The sequence below is a fragment of the Komarekiella delphini-convector SJRDD-AB1 genome, assembly GCF_014831675.1.
Lineage (GTDB): Bacteria > Cyanobacteriota > Cyanobacteriia > Cyanobacteriales > Nostocaceae > Komarekiella.
This window is the reverse complement of sequence record NZ_VJXY01000022.1, coordinates 73,361-93,836: the sequence shown is the minus strand read 5'-3', so window position 1 is coordinate 93,836 and position 20,476 is coordinate 73,361. Positions and strand designations below refer to the sequence as shown.

Below are 20,476 nucleotides of genomic sequence, written 5' to 3'. Positions count from 1 at the left end.
AGTTAGAGTACCCACTTCTAAAAGCAGGAACTTTGAGATGGGGATTTAGATTCTAACTCAAACTTTGATAACTGTTTTAATTATGTAGCTGAGTAGAGTTAAACTTAATAATCCAAAACTAATAGTCAATATTATAAGAGTTTTTAAATATTGACTATTGACTATTATCTATTTTGCTAATTCTTGCTCAATTATGGCAATTACTTCTGGGGAATATGGCTGAACACTACTTTTAAATCGAGCTACCACTTCACCTTGCTTATTGACTAAAAACTTTTCAAAATTCCAAGCAACAGGCTCCGTTGGTTCAACTGCGTTGGTGAGTCGAGCATAAAGTGGATGTAGTTGCGAACCTTTAGCGTGAACTTTATCAAACAGTTCAAAAGTCACGCCATAGTTACTCGTGCAGAATTTTACAATCTCTTGATTGTTTCCTGGTTCTTGCGCTCCAAAATCGTTGCAGGGAAACCCCAAAATACGTAACCCTGCTTGCCTATACTCTTGGTTCAGCTTTTCTAGTCCATGATATTGGGAAGTATAACCGCAGTAGGAAGCCACATTCACAATTAAGAGTACTTTTCCGGTGTACTCGTTTAGCTGCTTATCCTCGCCGTTGATGGTTTTGACTGCAATGTCAGAAATTGTGCTACTCATCTTGAATCTGATTTCTAGGGAATATTGCCAAGTTTCCCATATTGCAGGTACTACAAACTCGGTTTGCTTGGGGAAATCAAGTTTGTTAGCTTTTTCCACTACTGATGAATCGAGCCATCAGGCATGATAGCCCCAGTCAAGTTAGCGCCAATCAGTTTAACCAGTAAGCGATCGCCTGAGCGAATCCGCGCTCCTGTAAAGTCGGCTCCTCGCAAGTCGGCCCCACTTAGATCTGCTCCAATCAAATTAGCAGCACGCAAATTTGCTTCCCTGAGATCGGCTAAAAGCAAATTTGCTCGAAACAAATTTGCTTCAGACAAATCCGCTCCTCTAAGATTGACTTTGTGCATAAAAGTATCACTGAGATTAGCACCACTCAAGTTGGCATAACTCAGGTTTCTGCCAGATAAGTCTTTGTTGCTCAAATTGGCTCGACTGTAATCTTTGCCACTCAAGTCTGGGTTTCGCTTTGCTGGTGGCTCAGTTCTTTGCTCAGTTCTTTGCTCGGTTCTTTGCTCAGTTCTTTGCTCGGTTCTTTGCTCAGTTCTTTGCTCAGTTCTGTACTCGGTTCTGTACTCAGTTCTTTGCTCTGCTTTTTTCTGCTTTTGCGGTGGCGGTGAGCTAGGCGCAATGTGATGTTTGACTTTTTGCGATCGCAATTTATCACGCGCTTCATTAATTGCTTTGAGCTTGTCTAGTGCTTTCTGGTGTAAGCGCAGATTTTCTTTGGGAATGCGATCGGGATGCCAAACAAAAACCAAATCTTTATAAGCCTGGTTCACTTCTTCAAGTGTTGCCCCAGGCTCCAATTCCAAGACTCTATAGTACCGCTCCAGCTCGCTCATACAACGTTTTGGTGGACAATCAACTTAATTATGAGTGATACAACCCTATATCGGCTGCATGTTTTCTCAAATCTCTTTGATGAACCAGCTTTTTGGCGGTAGCTAATCCAATGTTCTCATCTCCAAGTACAACAGTTATTGAGCTGCTGCATAGCAACTAATCTATGGAGAAGTTGTATGGAGGAGAACGCCCAAAAAAATATTGTACAAGCTTATGGCGGCAAATGACAAATTAATCAGGATTTAAGCAACTCGCAAGATCAACAAGGTTAACAATACCTCTCGGTTAAAAGGGAAAGGGAAAAGAAGTCTATGTTTGAATTTTCCCTTTCCCCAAGGTGAAGAGTGCTCATCTAAGAAGTATTGCCAAGGGTCAAGGTTTTTTCTGGATTGTTGACCCAACTCAGTACTGAGTAAAGAAGTGCTGAGCGAAAAAAGTACTCAGTACTGATGTACTTGATACATGCCCCGCAAGAAAGTGGGCGGAATCTTTTGATCAGAAGAAGTACGCTAGAATCCAGTTTTCACTAGGGTTAGAATTATCCCCACTAAAGAACCTATAAGCAGTATTAAAATCATCAAGGCACTAATTGCAAAACCAACAGTCCGTTTTTCAGGAGCTTGATAGTAACCAAAAGCGTATACAATACGACTTATGATCCAAACTATGCCAATTACGTTTGCCCAGACTGGGGATACGAATGAAGAGAATAACCAGAGGCTAGGCAAAAATAGGATTAGTTGCTCTACAGTATTTTGCTGGATACGCAGCGATCGCTCGAAGTAAGGGTTGCCTGATATCTGAGGAGCCAGAATCTTAAATTTTACTCTAGTTCTAGACACATTTACTGTAATACCAAAGTAAACAATTAAAGCTAATACAGTTATCAAACTAGTCCCAGGTGACATGCCGTAAACTCCTAATTGAAAAAACGTCAGATGCTTTACTAGTCGTCTAAAGACGACTTGAGCTATTAGCCATAGGTTATAAACCTATGGCGGTTGTTGGGATTGGTATAAAATCCCAAATTCATCAAACAATAAGTTTTTGCAACACAATCCCCAATATTACAACGATAGTGTACTTAAAACAGTGAACAGTAAACAGTAAACAGTGGTCAGAAAAAAACTGATTACTGATTACTGTTTACTGATAACTGTTAAAAAACCACTACGTTTAAAGTAGGAAAGATAGGTACTCAGCAAATTACTCTCCATTGGAGGACATACAATGTCAGTATTTGCAAGTGCAGCAAGTGTTTCTTGGCAGCTAATCTGCATTCTTCTAGATTGCTGATATATTTCAGTAATGGTCAGCTGTTTTTCAGTCCATCTTTTAACAAAGAAAGGCAGTAGAGGATATAAAGGATTTTCAGGCGATCGCACATTATTTTCTAACTGCGTTTGCCAATCTTCATAGGAAAGCTGCTCAATTTTATAACCAAAAGACCGCAGCAAATCTCCTAACTTTTTCCAGTTAATTGGTTGCGGATTGCTCAAGTGAAAAGCCTTGCCCAAAGACTCTTTTTGTCTCGATAAATAGACAATTGCTTGGCTAACATAATCCACAGGAGATAAATCTAACTTTTGGTCTAAGTCTGCTATACTACCCATCTCAATACAGGTTTTAATCATCCGGCAGATAATATCATCCGTATTCCAAACCCCTGTTTGACTATGTCCAGAAATAAAAGGAGGTCTGTAAATGCAAACTGGAAGCCCTCGGTCACGTGCCATCATCACTAATTTTTCTGCTACCCATTTACTCTGGGAGTAACCTAAATACATCCCCTCACTATGAGCGAGTTGATCAGATTCTAATACCACCTTTTGGTCATAAGCAGATGACTCAAAAACTGCGACACTAGAAATGTAATGAACCGGCTTAACCTTAACTTGACTAGCTAATCTTAGTACTTCTTGAGTTCCCAAAACATTAATTGGCTTAAATCGTTCGTAGGGAAACACATAGTTTAGTAAAGCTGCACCGTGATAAATAGTATCAATTTGGCTAGCTAGCTTTTGGAACTGTTCATCTCCAAGACCCAATTGAGATTGAGATATATCACCCAAAACTGGGATAATTCTGGAACTGTAATTTTCATGCCAAAGTTCATAAGATTCTAGATTCTTTTGAATCCTCCTCTTGCCTGATTCCTCATTGGCAGAACGCACTAGACAATAAATATCCGCCTGAGTCTGCTCTAGAAGTTCCTGAATTAAAAACGCTCCCAAAAACCCAGTTGCGCCAGTTAAGAATATAGCAGCGGGTTCTGTTACTAGTTCAACCTGTCTATTACCAAGACAAATTGTTGGGTCAAGTATAACCTCGGCGTTCCAATCCATGCTTGAATCTAAGTCAGACGCCTCAGACCCACTAACTAAATGCTGTGTAAGTTTTTCAATCGTGGAATAATCCCATAACAAACTCGGAGAAAATCGCCGTCCTAGCCAATTTTCCAACTCACCTGAAATATTCACAGCTTGCACAGAATCTAGCGCATAGCTGGTTAAGGGTTCTTGAACATCTATATCTTGTGGATTAATTTTGAGCTGCTGGGAAATCTTGTGAACTAACCAGGCTTGAATAGTTTCTGTTGTTTGCGACTGTTGTTCAAACTCCTGTTGGTGAGAAATTTCCGCTTCTGGCGAGGGATACAACTTACTTTCCGTCAAATACCACTGACCTACTACATCAAGGCTGTTATCCAGAAATCCCACCCGACATGCATGGCGCTGAATTTTGTTACTCGAAGTTTTCGGGATACTGCCAGCATTTAGTAGTAACACAGCATAAACTTGTAACTCGTGCTGCTGCAATACTGCTTGACGGATGGCTTTAACCACCTGATCTACATTTAACTTTTCTAAATCAGTCTCCTTGATTTCTTGGGTGATGACTAGTTGTTCCTCACTCTCGACTTCCACCGAAAAAGCAGCACCACAACTCGGTTGCAAGGCTGGGTGACTTTTTTCTACAGTCAATTCAATATCTTGGGGGTAATGGTTGCGACCCCGGATAATAATTAAGTCTTTAAGACGACCTGTGACAAACAATTCACCATCCAGTAAAAATCCTAAATCGCCACTACGTAGAAATGGGCCGACACCCGTATCTGCTAGATAAGCCTGAAAGGTTTTCTCTGTTGCTTCTGGTTGCTGCCAATAGCCTTGAGCCACACTCGGACTTGATACCCAAATCTCTCCTACTTGATTGGCTGAACATGGGGTTAAAGATTCAGGGTCAACAATGAGTATTTTCTGATCTAACCAGGTGCGACCGCAGCTAACAATTTTCTGAGTGCTTTCGCTTTCACCAACTGCTACCACCACCCGGTTTTGCTCTAGTGCAGCCTTCTCAATGTTATGGACAATCGGTAGCTGTTTTTTTAAACCTAAAGAAATCCCTACCACGTTTTCAGCCATCCCATAAGCCGGATTAAACGCCTCTCGACGAAAGCCATAGGGTTCAAAAGTAGCGACAAATCGATCTAAGGTTTCTGCACGCACAGGTTCAGCACCGCTGACAGCTAATTCCCAGCTACTTAAATCAAGCATTGCCCGTTGTTCAGCAGTAGTCTGGAAACAGGCAAGGTCATAAGCGAAGTTGGGAGCAAGACTTTGAGTTGCTTTGTAACGGGTAATTGCCATTAACCAGCGCCAAGGCTTCTGTAAAAAGTCCAACGGTGACATGATCGTTACAGGGAAATCGCTGTAAAGAGGCTGTATAACTCCAGTTAGCAACCCTGTGTTGTGACCGAATGGCAGCCAAGTAACCGTGTGGCTATCAGAGGTAAACTCACCTGCTTGATGGCTGATCTCCAAATTGTGCAGCAAATTACCATGACTAATCATCACTCCCTTCGGTGTCCCCGTAGAGCCAGAAGTGTACTGGAGAAAAGCCAGATGATCGCTGCTCACTGTGGGTTTTTGCCAGTCTGCTCCTAAGTCACTGGCAATATTATCAGTCGCTAGTAAGTGTATCTTTGCCAATTCTGGATTTTCGGCAAAGCGACCTTCTAAGTATGCTAATAAGGGTGTGGTGGTGAGGGCTACTTTTGCTTGGCTATCTGTAACGATCGCCTGAAGTCTAGAAAGCGACTGATTGGGCCGGGGTGGATAAGCGGGAATTGCGATCGCTCCTGCATACAGACACCCAAAGAAACCAGCAATGGATTCTAGACCAGGTGGATACAGTAACAATACTCGTTCGCCAGTAGCATTTAGAGACTGGAGAGAAGCTGCGATCGCTCGTGCTTTTAACTCCAATTCTTGATAAGTCAAACTACCTGCTTCTGTTTCACCATCCTGGAGATAAGTATAATTTTTTTTATTATGTTGATTTAAAGACCGATAATGCAGCAGATCTGTTAAAGTAGAAAATTTCATATAACCTCGCGGAAAGTGGGAAACCCAAAAGTAGCAGTCAGTCTAAGCCCATTGGTGTCAACTTAACGTGAAAGCCTCCTCTGATAGGCATTTCAAAGTTTTTCGATGTACCACCTAGATTTGAGATCCCCCCTAACCCCCCTTGACAAGGGGGGAATTAGAATCGAATGCCCCCTTTTGAAGGGGGTTGGGGGATCTAAAACGAGGAGAAATTGAGTGTTTAAGCTGAAGTTGACACTAATGTTTTTCGATGTACCACCTAGATTTGAGATCCCCCCTAACCCCCCTTGACAAGGGGGGAATTAGAATCGAATGCCCCCTTTTGAAGGGGGTTGGGGGATCTAAAACGACGAGAAATTGAGTGTTTGAGCTGAAGTTGACACTAATGGTCTAAACCTGACTGCGACTTTTTAATACACGTTTACAAACACGGCACAAAATATGAGATCAGCAGATCAAGCTACTATCAGCTATTAGTAGATCGGCGTAGAGCTTGACGCGATCGCCACAGCCACATTAAACTACCAAAGACTATCAAGCCTGGGATAATTGTCGGCTCAGGAACCGGTTTGATAGATTTGTAATTTTTAATTGAAAAGGATTTTTCTTGGTCAAGCTTAAAATCCCATTGGAAAGCATAACTATTTTCACCAGTCAATGGCCCAGAAAAATTATTTAAGGTAGTAGGAGCATCGTCTTCCAAGGCCTCTAGGATTTTAGAAAAAGGAGACACTTGATAATAACTTGCTACGGGATCAATAACTTCGGTTGCCCAGGTAAATGTATCAAACTGTTGAGCTTTATTACTACCTATTTTGATTGTGTCCTGCTGACCGTTTTCATTCAGGTCAAAATCAGTGTAGTTAAAGAGATGGAAGTCTAACTGCTCAGAACCAGTATTTTTAATTCTGATATTTTCAAATAAATTAGAGCTACCACTACCCAGCGCACCACCATCCAAAGTTAAGTCAAGTGTCACTTCAAAGCCAGTGCCGGCGTATGCCACAGAGAGTTGCTTATCAGCTGGTTGAGATTGCTCAAGGCGAATCAAATTGAGCGTATTGAGCGAATTTTCTCTACCTTGGGAACCAATACGATACCAGAATTGGTTCTGGAACAATTGATTTACATCATCAACAGTCCAGAAAATTAGACCATTATTTGCTGGATTATCTGATTTATCAGGGTCAAACGCAACTATCGAATTGTCATCACTGAGAGCGACAACAGCAGACTTAGCTGGTCTAGCTGTAATTGCTATAGTCAAAGAGATGGCGGCAGTCGCCACAAGCATATATTGTCTTTGGAAAAACTGATTGCAGCGTTTTCTTAACATTTTTGCAGCTTCTTGCTAAATAACTTTGGTTAAAGGCAATCCAGAAAGCAGAACATTTCAAACTAGTACAGCACAGCGTAAACGAACCACCCATTGCCAATCAATGAAACGCTTGCCTTGCAGTCTACGAATTACGAATTACGAATTACGAATTACGAATTACGAATTACGAATTACGAATTACGAATTACGATATCTTCTGCCAAAATCCGTTCTAAGCAGCGCTCTGCTAAAGCCGCAATAGTAAAAGAGGGATTTGTGCAACCTGTTGAGCCGGGGATAAGTGCGCTATCAACTACATACAGTCGTTGATAACCAGAAACCCGACCGTAGAAATCGCAAGCTTTTCCTAAAACTGCTCCACCTAGAGGATGAGCAGTCAGAGTGAAAATAGCTCCACTTTTAACTGGATTTTTTTGATAACTGTGACTACCCAACGCTACATCTGTTTGTGGCTGGAAACTCGAAATTGCGTTTTTTCGATCTAGCAATTTGAATGCAAACTTCGTTAATTGTAGAACTTTCGGATCTCCTGTACCATTACCACTATCTGGCCAGTTAAGTTTGACTGAACCTGTTGTGTAATCGTAGTTGAATTTGCCTTTAACAGAAGGAATTGCAAAGCTAACTGTTTGCAAGAATCCATCGGGAGCATTCCATAGAGGGGCTAATTGGATAGCGATGGGGCCGAAGGGGTTATCGAAGTACTCAATAACTGAAGTTCCCGGCCCCCCTTGTCCTGGATTGGTCGGTTTTGGCAGACCTGAACGACCAGCTAAAGCATCTCCATTGGTTCCCCACTCTAGACCAATGTAGTTATTTAAACGGGGTAGGGTTCCTGTAGCCTTGGCTTTGACTAGAAGCGCAGAGGTTCCCATAGAACCGGCTGCTAAAAATAGATATCGACAAGTGATAGTTTTACTAGCAACAATTTCTCCATACTCGTTAATTTGGTTGCAGGAGACTCGATAACCATGTCCAGGAACTTCCGAGATTGTTGTTGCTAGATGTAAAGGCAGAATTTCTACATTCCCAGTTTGCTCAGCCTGAGCTAAATAGTTACGATCTAGACTATTTTTCGCTCCACTATTGATACCGTACCAGTGTTCGCCAACAATAGCGCCAGGAACTTTAGTTCCTTGGATTTCTTGCCGAATCACATCCCAATCTACGGCTACGTCTAACAAACGACTGGGCAATCCGGCATCTGCTCCTTGTTTAAGAAACAGCCGGGTTGACAAGTAGTAGCTACTAGCCAAAATATCTTGAGGAATTATTGCTGGCTTGAGAACAGAACGAACACGAGGATAATAAACTGTATCCATCTGGTCGTAGTCAATATCTTTAGGAAAGACACGATAGAAGAGTTCGCGGGGAGGTTGGTAAGTGTAGCCGTTGTAGACTAACGAGCCACCGCCAACGCCAGCCCCACACAGTACAGCAACGCCGTTTTCGATTTTAGTCTCTAGAACGCCTGTGTAGATAGGTACGCGATCGCCAAAAAAAGTTACCGGACTCAGCCACGCAGCCCGACCATCAGGTTGACGAAATGTCGCAAAGGTGTTTTGTTCAGGTGTAATCGGCCAACGACGACCACGTTCTATCAGTAGTGTCTTGATACCAGCTTGCCCTAAACGCAAAGCTGCAACAGCACCACCAAAACCACTCCCAATCACTAAAGCATCCACAGACTCATCACTGGCTCTAGCTAGATTAGCTGTGCCTAATGAAGTCATTAACCCAGCAGAAAACAGAGCAGCACTTTGCAAAAAATTGCGCCGCCCGTAGGGCTTTTTATCAAGCATGAATTTCCCACACACCTGGTAATTATTCTCTTGTTTATACCAGATAAAATTGTTATTAATTAGAACTTAATGGCAATTTTATCTATTCGCAAATATTTTAGTATCAAAAGTTTGCAGACTTAACGAGACAACTCAGTATGACTGTCAGTTGCTTCAATCCAATAACGCTGGCGCTGGAATGGATAAGTCGGTAGTTGGAGACGGCGACATTGATAGTCTCGGTCAAAGTTTGACCAATCTACCGATGCACCGAGTAAGTATAATTCCCGTAAAGTCTCAAGTAATTGTTGCCAATCTGACTGTCCTTGACACAGACCGGGAAGTTGCAACTCCAAGTCATCTGACGAGCCATACTGTTCATTTTCTTCAACATTTAGGTATATTTCATAACTTTGCTGAAAGGAAGTTTCTAATCCAGATGCAAATCTTTCTGATTGCTGCAAATGATTTAACCAATAGTCAGGGGTAGTAATCTCATCTGTAACTAGCTTGCCAGTAAGACTGGAAACTAAATTTATATTGGGGGTTGAGTAAGTTACTGCTTGGGCAATTTGCTCAAACGTATATCGCGTTTCCTTGACTGTGGTTGGTAAAGTAGCGATACCTTCTCTACGAGACGCTGCGCGTAGCTTGTTTCCCCGCAGGGGTACGGTGAGCTTCGCTAACACATTGTTGCAACCATTAACGGCAGATTCAATTGTTGCTGCTACCTGCGCTAAAGGTATGTGCATCAAACCAGCCCTTGCTGTAATTAACTTCAGTCCATCTTCCAAGCTGAAAACCCCAGCAACACAAGCAGCAACGTATTCCCCGACACCGTAACCCATGACAGATGAAGGTTTTATGCCCCAAGACTGCCATAATTCAGCTAGTGCATATTCTAAGGCAAATAAAGCTGGTTGATTATAAGTATTTTTAGCTAAATGTAAAGTTTCACCAGATACAGGATAAAGAACTTCTAGGAGAGACTTTTCTAAATAAGGGCGCAGAATTTGATCGCAACGATCTAAAGTTTGGCGGAAGACGAGCTGAGTTTCGTATAATTGCCGTCCCATGTTGACATACTGGGAATCCTGACCATTGAATAAAAACGCGATTTTCCGACTTTTGGGGGTTTGTCCCTGACTGCTTGCTAATCCGACAGTCTCCCTCCCTGCAACAAAAGCACTTAGTTGCTCACACAGTTGCGTGGTAGACTGCGTGACAACAGCAAGACGATAAGGAAAATGCGATCGCCCGACGTTAGTAGTAAAGCAGACATCTTCCAAAGTCGCTTCAGTGTGAGACTGCAAATAGGTTTCATAACGGGTTGCGAGTTCCCGCAGTGCTTTTTCACTTTTTGCAGACAGAGTTAATAAGTGTACAGGACGTTTGCTATCACTAACTGCCGTAGGCAAAACGGGCGCTTCTTCCAAAATTAAATGGCTATTAGTGCCACCAAAGCCAAAAGCGCTAATTCCAGCTCGGCGGGGTGCTGTATCAACAGACCAGGGTTGACACTCGGTGGGGATAGAAATTGGAGTCCCTGCTAAAGAAATGCGGGGATTTAGATTTTTCAGGTGTAGATGCGCTGGAATTTCTTGGTGTTTGAGTGAGAGAACCACCTTAATCAAGCTAGCCATTGCAGAAGCCGATTCCAGATAGCCGATATTCGTCTTGACTGAGCCAATCCAACAAGATTGATTTGGTGAACGATCTCGCATCAGCACTGTTTTTAAAGCATTAGCCTCGATAGGATCTCCCAAAGGAGTCCCAGTACCGTGAACCTCAACATAGCTAATTTCGGCAGGTGCGACTTCGGCATTTTCCAGAGCTTGGGAAATTACTGCTTGCTGAGCCGGGCCATTGAATGCTGTCAGTCCATTACCAAGGCCATTTTGGCTAACTGCTGAGCCTTTAATTACAGCCAGGATATTATCTTTGTCTTTAACAGCATCAGCAAGGCGCTTGAGGACAACTACGCCGCAACCCTCACCCCTAACATAGCCGTTAGTACTGGCGTCAAAGGTCTTGCAGCGACCATCTGGAGCCATGACACGCGCATGAGAAGAAGCGATCGTCTCTTCTGGGGATAGAATCAAACTCACCCCACCAACTAGCGCCATCTGAGACTCTCCTGTCCGTAAGCTCTGGCAGGCCAAATGTACTGCAACCAGTGACGAAGAACAAGCAGTATCTACAGCCATACTTGGGCCTCGTAGATCTAACAGATGAGACAGGCGGTTGGCAGCAATGCAATGATAAGTGCTGGGGCCATGGTGAGCGTTGACGCGGGAGATATCCTTGCATATAATTCTGTCGTAATCATTATGGCTAATAGCAATAAAAACTCCTGTCTTACTACCAGCCAGCTTTGCTGGTACTACTCCAGCATCTTCTAGAGCTTCCCAGGCAACTTCTAATACCAATCTATGCTGGGGGTCTATTAGCTTAGCTCTGCGTGGCAAAATCCCGAAGAAGCCTGGATCAAATTGATCTACTTGATTTAAAAAGCCTCCCCAACGGGTGCTCATTTTGCCTGGTATACCTGGATTAGGGTCATAGAAAGCATCGATATCCCATCTGTCTGACGGCACTTCTGTGATGGCGTCTCCACCAGACCGCAGAAGATCCCAGAAAGACTCTGGGTTTTCAGCACCGGGAAACCGACAGCCAATCCCAATAATAGCTATGGGTTCCATTTCAATATCTCTACTTATTTAATAGTTCGTGTTTCTACTAGTAGTACGTCAAGTTGAAATTGATAGATAAACAAGTTCGTAGTAAGGACTTTAGTCCTTGGCTTGAGCGCTGAAGCGCTCACTACGAACCTATTCAATCAAATTTGACAAATTGACTAATCAATCACGAGGGTTATCTATGCGTCGCAGTGTAACTCGTAGTAGTCCCATAGTTCCTACATGAAACCCGATGATCGAAAATTTCAGGTATTTTTCATAGCGGTTGACTACTTCTTCACCAACCAGATTGACTGCTGCTGCGCGGTTGGCTTTCAGCCCCTTTTGCCAAGCTCTCAGCGTACGTGCGTAGTGTTCGCGGTCATTTCTCAGCGCCACAACCTCAAAAAGTCTCTCACTTGCTGTGGCAATGTCTGCTAAACGAGGTAAGTCTGATTCTGGGAAAATTTCATTAGCATAGAACTGGCTGAAGTCTTCACGGCGGGAATTCTCATAGGAAATGCTCTGGAGCGATATACATCCCCCTGGTTGCAGCCACTCATGACACCGCTGGAAAAACGCCCGATACCCTGCTATTTTCTCATCTTGAGAAAGATTCAACTGAGCAAAGTGTTCAAATGCACCAATGGAAATAATTGCATCGTAAGGCGCTGTGGGAACATGGTCTGACCAGCTTTCAACCCTGGCATCAATTTGTGGCTGGTTGAATGACGAAATCCACTCTGCTTGGCTGTTACTTAAAGTTAAACCTACAGCTTGCTGAACACCATGTACTTCTACCAAGCGTTTGAGTGTAGAACCCCAGCCGCAGCCTACATCTAAAACTCGTTTAGCATTGCTGGCTTTAGCTTGATTGATATGATAGTCAAGCTTTCTAATCTGCGCTAACTCTAGGGTGTCATTATCTTCCCAAAGTGCTGCTGAATAAGTGTTGGTAGAATCAAGCCAAAGTCTGTAAAACTCATTACTTACGTCGTAGTGATGCTGAATTGCCTCTGCTGATGCACCAGGATTCTGAGTTGTTAAAGTGGTCACAGTGTTACCTCGATTGATGACAAAATATTGCTAATTAATCTGATTGTGGGAAAGCGGAATAGTTTATAGGGCTATGCCCCTATTTGCTAAGGGATTTCCAAGAAATAAATTATCCAAATGAACGAACCGCAGAGACACAAAGGACACAGAGAGATGAGGAATAGAGAGTTTTCGCGTCAGTATTTTGGAAACTTTTTTATTTGTTAGTCCCTAACACGCAGAGGCGCAAAGAAGATGATTTACAGCAGTTTTCATTTGTTTAAACCACAGCACGAGAGCATTCTTCTTTCTCTGCGTCTCCGCGTCTCTGCGTGAGGTAAAAATGTAGTCTATTCATTTGAAAATTGCTGTATGAGTTAGTTTAAGCTGCCACTAACTGCTCAGATAAAACTTCAATAGTTGGGTAATCGTACAAGATGGTTGGTTCTAATTCGTATCCTAGTAAATTCTCTAAGTCACCAGTCAAGCCAATGGCAGCTGAGGAGTCTAAACCATAGCGCTCAAAAGGAACGTTAACATCAATTTCAGATTGTTCAATTTCTAGTAGTTCAGATAGATAAGAAATTAACCATGCTTGAATCTCTGCGTTGGTTAAGGGTTGTTTACCTGCATTTGTTGTAGCGTTGTCAGGTAGTGAAGTTGTAGAGGGAGTGGTTAGAGTGGTCATAGTGTTACCTCAATTGATGACAAAATAATTATTAATGAATCTGATTGTGGGAAAAGTCGATTTATGAGTTAGTTCAAGCTGCCACTAACTGCTCAGATAAAACTTCAATAGTTGGGTAATCGTACAAGATGGTTGGTTCTAATTCATATCCCAACAAATTCTCTAAGTCACCAGTCAAACCAATGGCAGCTGAGGAGTCTAAACCGTAGCGCTCAAAAGGAACGTTAACATCAATCTCAGATTGGTCGATTTCTAGTAGTTCAGAGAGATAAGAAATCAACCAGGCTTGAATCTCTGCATTAGTTAGTGGTTGTTTACCTGTGTCTGTTGTAGCGTTTTCAGGTAGTGAAATTGTAGATACTTGTTGAATAGCCATTGTGAAAATCTCCTTTGGGGTGTTCTCGTTGTACTAAATCTGCATTCAGGGCTTGAATTGCTTGCTTTAGTTATTAATCAGTTAATCTTGTAACTTTTATGCATTTTGGAATATGCATTTAGAAAGATTTGTTAAGCGATCGCACATTTAACTTGTACGCGATCGCTTAACGGTTCTGTTAGGCGCTTCTGGTTTTGGCTTCCATCATCCGTGCTGTCGGCGTCTTGAGATCCCAGACTAAGCCCACTTTTTCCAGTGCGCGAATTACCCAGCCAGTTGGATCTATTTGCCACCACTTCAATCCTGCCATTGCTGAGTTGGGGAAAGCGTGGTGATTGTTGTGCCAGGATTCGCCTAATGTGGGGATAGCTAACAGAAAGTTGTTTGTACTCATGTCATGGCTTTCGAGGGGACGGCTACCAAAGACGTGTGCAACTGAGGTAATACACCAAACCATGTTGTGCCAGAAGAAAAGTCTTACCAGTCCACCCCAAAGAAAACCGTAGAAAGCACCTGTCCAAGAACCTCTAAGGAAACCCCCCGCAACTGTAGGAATCAAAAAACCCAGGAATACCCAGAGGAAGTACATCTGGCTGACTTTTGAGAGGACTTTATCTCGCAATAAATCGTTGGCGTAGTAAGTTGCGTTGGGAGCGTCATAATCGATTGTCCAGGCGAAATGTGCGTGCCATAGTCCTCGTAGCATCCCAAAAAAACCTTTTCCATGAAAATGAGGTGAATGAGGGTCGCCAGGGCGATCGCTATGTTCATGATGCAACCGATGCAGTGCTACCCAAAAAATTAACGGCCCCTGTGCAGCCATCGATCCCAAGACGGCAAGGACAACCCGCACGGGCATTGCTGCTTGAAAGCTTTTATGGGTAAAGTGCCGATGAAATCCTGCTGTAGTACCGATGCCTATTACAACTGTCAGCGCCAGATAAGTTCCAATCTCGATGGGGCTGAGGGTATTTCCAGCCAGCAATAGCGCCACTGCAATCACAAATCCTAGACAAGATACCAAGCCAACTGTCAGAGCATGAATCTGCTGTAAAGTTTTCAGGTAGCTACTTGTTACAGTTTTTTTCTGTCTCTTGACTTTGGCTGGAGTTTGTGTTTTTGTTTCAGCATAAGAATTGTCAGCACTTGCAGTTATAGACATCTCAGGTATTTGCGAATTCAAAACTTCCATTTTTCACCTTTTTGGTTTTTAGTTGTTGTATTTGTGGAAAGGGCGGGCGAGACGCCCTTTAAATTGCTGCAAGCTGTGAGGTTACAAATCTACTGAAGATTCAGACGGGTTCTTTTTTCTGGCATTAATCAAGCGTTGTGTAGGTCTTTTGACATCCCAGGCTAAGCCCAGCTTTTCTAGCGCCTGAATTGCCCAGCCAGTTGGATCAATTTGCCACCATTCCAAGCCAGCGATCGCAGAGTTAGGAAAGGCATGATGGTTGTTGTGCCATCCTCCACCCAAGGTAGGGATGGTCAGTAAGAAGTTGTTTCTACTATGTTCGCGGGTATCAAAGGCACGGTTGCCCCAAATGTGAGCGACTGAGCCAATACTCCAAGTTGCGTGCTGTCCCACAAACATCCGCACGAAGCCACCCCACAATAACCCTTTCAAAGCTCCCATCCATGTCCAGGTGATAACTCCTCCTAAAACAGCGGGGATAGCAAGACCGATGATGATCCACACTAAATACAACTGACTAATCTTGACAATTAAAGGATCTTGAATTAAGTCTTTGGCAAAGAACACGGCATTGGTCATCTTGCTGCTGAAGAACCAGCCAATGTGAGAATGCCATAAACCGTGCCACCAACCTAATTGCTTACCTTCGTGAATATAAGGTGAATGGGGATCTTCAGGCAGATCGCTGTGCTGGTGATGGTGACGATGAGTAGCTGCCCAGTAGATTACAGGCCCTTGACCCGCCATCGACCCTAGGATTGCAAGTATCGCTCGTACTGCTGGTTTCGCCTCAAAGGATCTATGAGCAAAGTGTCGATGAAAACCCACTTCAGTCGCACCAACAGTTATGATGTACATGCCCAAAAACAGACCGATTTCTACTGAACTAATACCTGTAAACCAAAGTAGGGCAATAGCAGCAACAAATCCGATGGTGGGGACTAAGACAGTACCTAGAGCAAAACGTCTTTGGAGATTTTGGAGGCTTTGATTCTCTATAGTTTTGCTTTTCTTGCGCCAGACTTTTACTGTTTGAGTGGTCATGATATGTTGTTAACTCCATTCAGAAAGATGAGAACGATATAGTTACTAGTTGTTTTTAGCCTTGAGTTTAGACTCAATCATCTGAGCTGTAGGCTTCTTGACATCCCAAACTAAGCCGACTTTTTCTAACACCCAAATCACGTAGAAACCAAAGTCTATTTGCCACCACTTCAATCCAAAAATTGCTGAGTTAGAAAAAGCATGGTGGTTATTGTGCCAAGCTTCGCCACCAGTGGGTATAGCTAGCCAGATGTTGTTTCTACTATGTTCTTTGGTATCAAAAGGACGGCTACCGCATAGATGAGTGATGGAGTTAATACTACTGGTGAAGTGAAATATTAGGAATAGCCGAACGCAACCACCCCAGAGAAATCCCGATATTGCACCCATAATCGTCCCTGTAAGAATTCCTCCCAAGATGGTGGGTATAGCCAGACCCAGCAAGGCCCAAACGTAGTAAAGCTGGTTGACCTTAGAAATAACAGGGTCACGAAGTAAGTCTTTAGTAAATAAGAAAGTATTGGTGATTTCGTGCTTAAACATCCAACCAATATGTGAATGCCACAGCCCTCGCAACCCGCCTAGAGATTCACTTTCTTGGAAAAATGGTGAATGAGGATCTCCAGGGCGATCGCTATATTGGTGGTGACGTCTATGATTGCTTACCCAATAAGTTAGTGGGCCCTCACAAGCCATAGATCCCAAGATAGCTAAGATAACCCGGACAGCAGTGCTAGTCTGGAAGGCAGTGTGTGCAAAGTGGCGATGAAAACCTACAGTAATTCCTACCAAGGTCAAGATATACATGCTCACTAACAATCCTATCTCCACTGCACCTATCCCTGAGTAAAAAGCGATCGCTAATGCGGCTACTGAACCCAGTAAAGGAATCCACAAAAGGGCTAAAGCATGAAGCCGTTGCGGTGTTCTTAGGTAATCACTCTTAATGGTGATACTTTTTTTAGCACTAGGATTTACCAGCAGTTCGGCTGGTATGGCACGATCAAGCTGCATTGACATTTTGTCTTTCCTGATTATTTTTGACTTATAAATCTCTTGATGGACTGAAGATACTCAGTACAGCATTTGATCATTCTCTTTCACGTCTGGAAGCTTTGATGATTGAGCGCAATCATCTTGAAACGCAGAGGAGCGCAAAGGTAAGCGCAGCGAAAAGTTCTGTTCGCGTAGCGTCTCCGTCAGGAGAAGGAGGGTTAGCCCGACCTAGGAAACTTTTCAAGGCAAAGGCACGCAGAGTGGATAAATCCTAAGTACTTTATCGCTCTACTTTGATAGACTTCATGTCATCTTGAATCCTAGAAGTCTGCAATTGCTGCAAGAGAGAATCAACTTCAGCATTCAAATGCACAAACTTTGTTTTGCTCTGAGGATTTTCGCTCCAATCCTCCACTACATCCAAACTTCCAGTTAAGAACGCAGCTCGACAAGCATGGCGCTGAATCTTACCACTCGAAGTTTTGGGGATACTTCCAGTCTTCACTAATACCGCAGCATAAACTTGCTGTTCATGTTCTGTCGCCACCGCTTGACGAATATCTCCAACCACTTTATTCACATCCAGTTTTCGGAGGTAATTCCGCTCTACTTCCTGAACAATAACTAACCGCTCTTTACCTTCTACTTCCACAGTGAACACCGCACCAGAACTTGGTTTTAGTGCTGGGTTGCTTTGTTCTACTGTCAGTTCAATATCTTGGGGATAATGGTTGCGACCCCGGATAATAATCACATCTTTGATTCGTCCGGTAACAAATAACTCGCCATCTTGTAAAAATCCTAAGTCTCCTGTACGCAGAAATGGGCCCTCTCCAGTGTCAGCGAGAAAAGCATTGAAAGCTTTTTGTGTTTCTACTGGTCGATTCCAGTAACCTTGAGCAACACTCAAACCTGATACCCAAATCTCTCCCACTTGACCAGATGCACAGCGAGTTAAGGATTCAGAGTCAACAATCAAAACTTGGTTAGATAGTTCTTGTCCGCAGCCAACAATTTGTCTTACCTCATCTTTTCCAGGAGTCGCCACTACCACCCGGTTTTGCTCAATATCTTCCTTTTTAACGGAGCAGACAATAGGAGCAGCTTTTTTCAAACCCCCGGTGACGATGAGTGTTGTCTCAGCCATCCCATAGCAGGGATAAAATGCTTCTCGGCGAAAGCCACAAGGCTCAAAAGTCGCAGCAAACCGATCTAGTGTATCAGGACGAATCGGCTCAGCGCCATTAAAAGCTACTTGCCAACTGCTTAAATCAAGACCTTCTCGTTGTTCTGGCGTAATTTTCTGAACACATAATTCATAAGCAAAATTGGGGCCGCCGCTGGTAGTCGCTTTATAGCGGGTAATCGCCTTTAGCCAACGAATCGGTTTTTGAAGAAAGGCTGCGGGTGACATAAATGTTACCGGGAAACCACCGTAGAGTGGCTGTAGGACTCCACCAATCAACCCCATGTCGTGGTAAGGTGGCAACCAAATTAATCCCCAACTCTTGGATGTATGCTCAAAAGAGTTATAGATTAGTTCTGAATTATGCAGCAGGTTGCCATGAGTAACCATTACACCCTTGGGTATTCCTGTTGAACCTGAAGTGTATTGCAGAAATGCCAGCGTATCACTGCTAACTTTTGGTTCTTGCCAGTCTAACGTCTCTTGGCTGGGATTATCGGTTGCTAACCAACGCAGTGAAGACAATTCTGGAGTTTCAGAAAATCTATCTTTTAAGTTGGTTAACACAGATGTAGTAGTTAGCGCTACTGTAGCCTGAGCATCTCTGACGATCGCCATCAGCCTAGACATTTTCTGATTGCGCCGGGGTGGATAAGCCGGAACAGCCACTACATTGGCATACAAACATCCGAAAAACGCAGCTATGTAGTCTAATCCTGGTGGATAGAGCAGTAATGCGCGTTCACCACTTGCTTTAATTGATTGTAATTGAACAGCGATCGCCTGCGCCTGTTGGTCTAACTCTCGATAAGTTAGGCGAGCCGATTCTGTCTCTTCGTCTTGCAGAAAAATAAAAGCAATTTGATCTGGCTGGTATAGTGCTCTGTGACGTAAAAGAGCAGTTAAGGTGGGAAATCTATGCAGATGTTGCCGGGAGATACTTGGTATAAGATTCTCTAGCATTAACTCAAATAGAAAAACTGTGGGTGTTATTTACACTTCAATCGCAAAAGCAAAAGTTATGCAGCGAATAACAAAACTTTACAAACAGAGGAGTTACACAATTTACAAACTAACCATAGTGCAACTACGTAATTTGGTCATTTTATGGCTAGATAGAACCTTGATTTATTAATAAGGTGCGATATTTTGCCATCTAGATAATATAAAACACATTTTGTCAACAGAAATAATGCTGAATATATATATTAATTGTGTATAGAAGTATAATTTTGGTAAACTTATAACGTAACTTTAAGTGAATTCTCTCCCGTACCCTGAAAAGTTATACCTGTTAATAGTTCCTTGCCATAAGTTATAAAAAAGCGTCGGGAAAACCCATTCATTCTCGGTCGGTGATGAAAAATGCCCCGACGCCGTTGACAGTTGAAGATTAACAGTCAACTGTCAACAGTCTTTCGTATTATCCCATCCTCTTTTAGCCCTTCGACTATGCTCAGGGCTAACGGTGAGCGAAGCCGAACCGTTAGGGATGGGATGAGCTTAAAGTTACTTCGCAAAAGCCAATTCACTTTCAAAAAACTTAGCACCTGTCAGATTAGCTCCACTCAAGTCACAAAAGTGAAAATTTACCCCTCTTAAGTCTGCTAGTGCTAGATTAGCTCCTCTCAAGTCTGCATTAATCAGGTTAACTTTACTTAAGTTAGCCATGCTGAGGTTAGCCCCCTTCAGGTTTGCTAGTTGTAAGTCTGCCTTAGTTAGGTTTGCTCTCACTAGAGATGCTTTACTCAGATCTGCTCTACTTAAATTAGCTTGATTTAGGTCTGCTGCTGTTAAATCAGCTTGAGTTAGGTTGACTTGACTTAAATTAGCCCAACTCAACTTGGCATAACTTAGGTTAATCTTACTCAGATTCATTGATGCAAGCACTGCACATCTCAAATTAGCGTTAACAAAATTCCTTTCTCCCATTGCATAGCGGCGCAAAAGTTCATCATTTGTTAATCTATCTAAAACGGCTTTTGAATCACCTTGGTAACACCATGCTGCTTCCAATAGTTGGGCAGCAGTATTAATAGCTACCTCATCAAATTTAGCCATGATTACACCATTACAGCCATCCCATTGACCATTAAGCATTAAGGCAATTTCATCCGCAGCAGTAATTGAGTCAAATAACAACACTGATTGTTTCTGTTCTTTGAACAAGCTATTTAAAGCAATAGATATAAAATTTTTCATTTCTATAATTTCTAGAGTGCCGGGGTTATTGAGGCTCTAACTCTAAGGTATTAACAAACTCTTTCTACTTG

At 42.9% G+C, this 20,476-nt stretch carries 15 protein-coding genes and 1 pseudogene; all 16 read right to left on the bottom strand.

Features of this window, described 5'->3' with window-relative positions; genetic code table 11:
• Positions 1 to 168: 168 nt before the first annotated feature.
• The 16 genes and pseudogenes from FNW02_RS20050 to FNW02_RS19980 all read right to left on the bottom strand — a co-directional run bounded on the left by FNW02_RS20050 (position 169) and on the right by FNW02_RS19980 (position 20,405).
• Positions 169 to 753: a glutathione peroxidase gene (locus FNW02_RS20050; RefSeq protein ID WP_431356818.1), complete on the bottom strand. Its 585-nt coding sequence runs from the start codon at positions 751 to 753 to the stop codon at positions 169 to 171.
• The gene (locus FNW02_RS20045; protein WP_191759263.1) at positions 753 to 1,499 is read right to left on the bottom strand and encodes a pentapeptide repeat-containing protein; all 747 of its coding nucleotides are present in this window, start codon (positions 1,497 to 1,499) and stop codon (positions 753 to 755) included. The genes FNW02_RS20050 and FNW02_RS20045 overlap by 1 nt, the downstream gene beginning before the upstream one ends.
• Positions 1,500 to 2,009: 510 nt before the next feature.
• Positions 2,010 to 2,408: an MAPEG family protein gene (locus FNW02_RS20040; protein ID WP_191759262.1), complete on the bottom strand. Its 399-nt coding sequence runs from the start codon at positions 2,406 to 2,408 to the stop codon at positions 2,010 to 2,012.
• A gap of 231 nt (positions 2,409 to 2,639) precedes the next feature.
• Positions 2,640 to 4,136, bottom strand: a complete 1,497-nt coding sequence (locus FNW02_RS40175; RefSeq protein WP_431356819.1) for a thioester reductase domain-containing protein — start codon at positions 4,134 to 4,136, stop codon at positions 2,640 to 2,642.
• Positions 4,137 to 4,202: 66 nt separating this feature from the next.
• Positions 4,203 to 5,888, bottom strand: a pseudogene (locus FNW02_RS40170) (fatty acyl-AMP ligase); the annotation flags it as partial.
• A gap of 466 nt (positions 5,889 to 6,354) precedes the next feature.
• On the bottom strand, positions 6,355 to 7,224 hold the full coding sequence (locus FNW02_RS20030; RefSeq protein ID WP_191759260.1) for a hypothetical protein: 870 nt from the start codon (positions 7,222 to 7,224) through the stop codon (positions 6,355 to 6,357).
• A 173-nt stretch (positions 7,225 to 7,397) separates the two neighbouring features.
• Positions 7,398 to 9,029, bottom strand: coding sequence for a GMC oxidoreductase (locus FNW02_RS20025; protein WP_191759259.1), 1,632 nt, complete (start codon positions 9,027 to 9,029; stop codon positions 7,398 to 7,400).
• 119 nt (positions 9,030 to 9,148) lie between these two features.
• Positions 9,149 to 11,710: a type I polyketide synthase gene (locus FNW02_RS20020; RefSeq protein ID WP_191759258.1), complete on the bottom strand. Its 2,562-nt coding sequence runs from the start codon at positions 11,708 to 11,710 to the stop codon at positions 9,149 to 9,151.
• A 159-nt stretch (positions 11,711 to 11,869) separates the two neighbouring features.
• The gene (locus tag FNW02_RS20015) at positions 11,870 to 12,742 is read right to left on the bottom strand and encodes a class I SAM-dependent methyltransferase (RefSeq protein WP_191759257.1); all 873 of its coding nucleotides are present in this window, start codon (positions 12,740 to 12,742) and stop codon (positions 11,870 to 11,872) included.
• A 361-nt stretch (positions 12,743 to 13,103) separates the two neighbouring features.
• Positions 13,104 to 13,409 carry an acyl carrier protein gene (locus FNW02_RS20010; RefSeq protein ID WP_191759256.1) on the bottom strand — a complete coding sequence of 102 codons (306 nt, stop codon included), beginning with the start codon at positions 13,407 to 13,409 and terminating at the stop codon, positions 13,104 to 13,106.
• A gap of 73 nt (positions 13,410 to 13,482) precedes the next feature.
• On the bottom strand, positions 13,483 to 13,785 hold the full coding sequence (locus tag FNW02_RS20005) for an acyl carrier protein (RefSeq protein WP_191759255.1): 303 nt from the start codon (positions 13,783 to 13,785) through the stop codon (positions 13,483 to 13,485).
• A gap of 178 nt (positions 13,786 to 13,963) precedes the next feature.
• Positions 13,964 to 14,947 carry an acyl-CoA desaturase gene (locus tag FNW02_RS20000; protein WP_191759299.1) on the bottom strand — a complete coding sequence of 328 codons (984 nt, stop codon included), beginning with the start codon at positions 14,945 to 14,947 and terminating at the stop codon, positions 13,964 to 13,966.
• A gap of 111 nt (positions 14,948 to 15,058) precedes the next feature.
• Positions 15,059 to 16,021 (bottom strand): acyl-CoA desaturase, encoded by a 963-nt coding sequence (locus tag FNW02_RS19995; protein WP_191759254.1) that lies wholly within the window; start codon positions 16,019 to 16,021, stop codon positions 15,059 to 15,061.
• Between the two features lie 45 nt (positions 16,022 to 16,066).
• Complete coding sequence (locus tag FNW02_RS19990) at positions 16,067 to 17,041, bottom strand: acyl-CoA desaturase (protein ID WP_191759253.1); 975 nt, start codon at positions 17,039 to 17,041, stop codon at positions 16,067 to 16,069.
• 256 nt (positions 17,042 to 17,297) lie between these two features.
• On the bottom strand, positions 17,298 to 19,166 hold the full coding sequence (locus tag FNW02_RS19985; RefSeq protein WP_191759252.1) for a fatty acyl-AMP ligase: 1,869 nt from the start codon (positions 19,164 to 19,166) through the stop codon (positions 17,298 to 17,300).
• Positions 19,167 to 19,712: 546 nt separating this feature from the next.
• Entirely contained in the window at positions 19,713 to 20,405 is a 693-nt protein-coding gene (locus FNW02_RS19980) for a pentapeptide repeat-containing protein (RefSeq protein ID WP_191759251.1), read from the bottom strand.
• Between the last annotated feature and the right edge of the window lie 71 nt (positions 20,406 to 20,476).

Bases quoted from the DNA above. Each gene is read 5' to 3' on its own strand.
- FNW02_RS20045 (WP_191759263.1), bottom strand. From the start codon at position 1,499: ATGAGCGAGCTGGAGCGGTACTATAGAGTCTTGGAATTGGAGCCTGGG.
- FNW02_RS20040 (WP_191759262.1), bottom strand. From the start codon at position 2,408: ATGTCACCTGGGACTAGTTTGATAACTGTATTAGCTTTAATTGTTTAC.
- FNW02_RS20030 (WP_191759260.1), bottom strand. From the start codon at position 7,224: ATGTTAAGAAAACGCTGCAATCAGTTTTTCCAAAGACAATATATGCTT.
- FNW02_RS20025 (WP_191759259.1), bottom strand. From the start codon at position 9,029: ATGCTTGATAAAAAGCCCTACGGGCGGCGCAATTTTTTGCAAAGTGCT.
- FNW02_RS20020 (WP_191759258.1), bottom strand. From the start codon at position 11,710: ATGGAACCCATAGCTATTATTGGGATTGGCTGTCGGTTTCCCGGTGCT.
- FNW02_RS20010 (WP_191759256.1), bottom strand. From the start codon at position 13,409: ATGACCACTCTAACCACTCCCTCTACAACTTCACTACCTGACAACGCT.
- FNW02_RS20005 (WP_191759255.1), bottom strand. From the start codon at position 13,785: ATGGCTATTCAACAAGTATCTACAATTTCACTACCTGAAAACGCTACA.
- FNW02_RS20000 (WP_191759299.1), bottom strand. From the start codon at position 14,947: ATGTCTATAACTGCAAGTGCTGACAATTCTTATGCTGAAACAAAAACA.
- FNW02_RS19995 (WP_191759254.1), bottom strand. From the start codon at position 16,021: ATGACCACTCAAACAGTAAAAGTCTGGCGCAAGAAAAGCAAAACTATA.
- FNW02_RS19990 (WP_191759253.1), bottom strand. From the start codon at position 17,041: ATGTCAATGCAGCTTGATCGTGCCATACCAGCCGAACTGCTGGTAAAT.
- FNW02_RS19985 (WP_191759252.1), bottom strand. From the start codon at position 19,166: ATGCTAGAGAATCTTATACCAAGTATCTCCCGGCAACATCTGCATAGA.
- FNW02_RS19980 (WP_191759251.1), bottom strand. From the start codon at position 20,405: ATGAAAAATTTTATATCTATTGCTTTAAATAGCTTGTTCAAAGAACAG.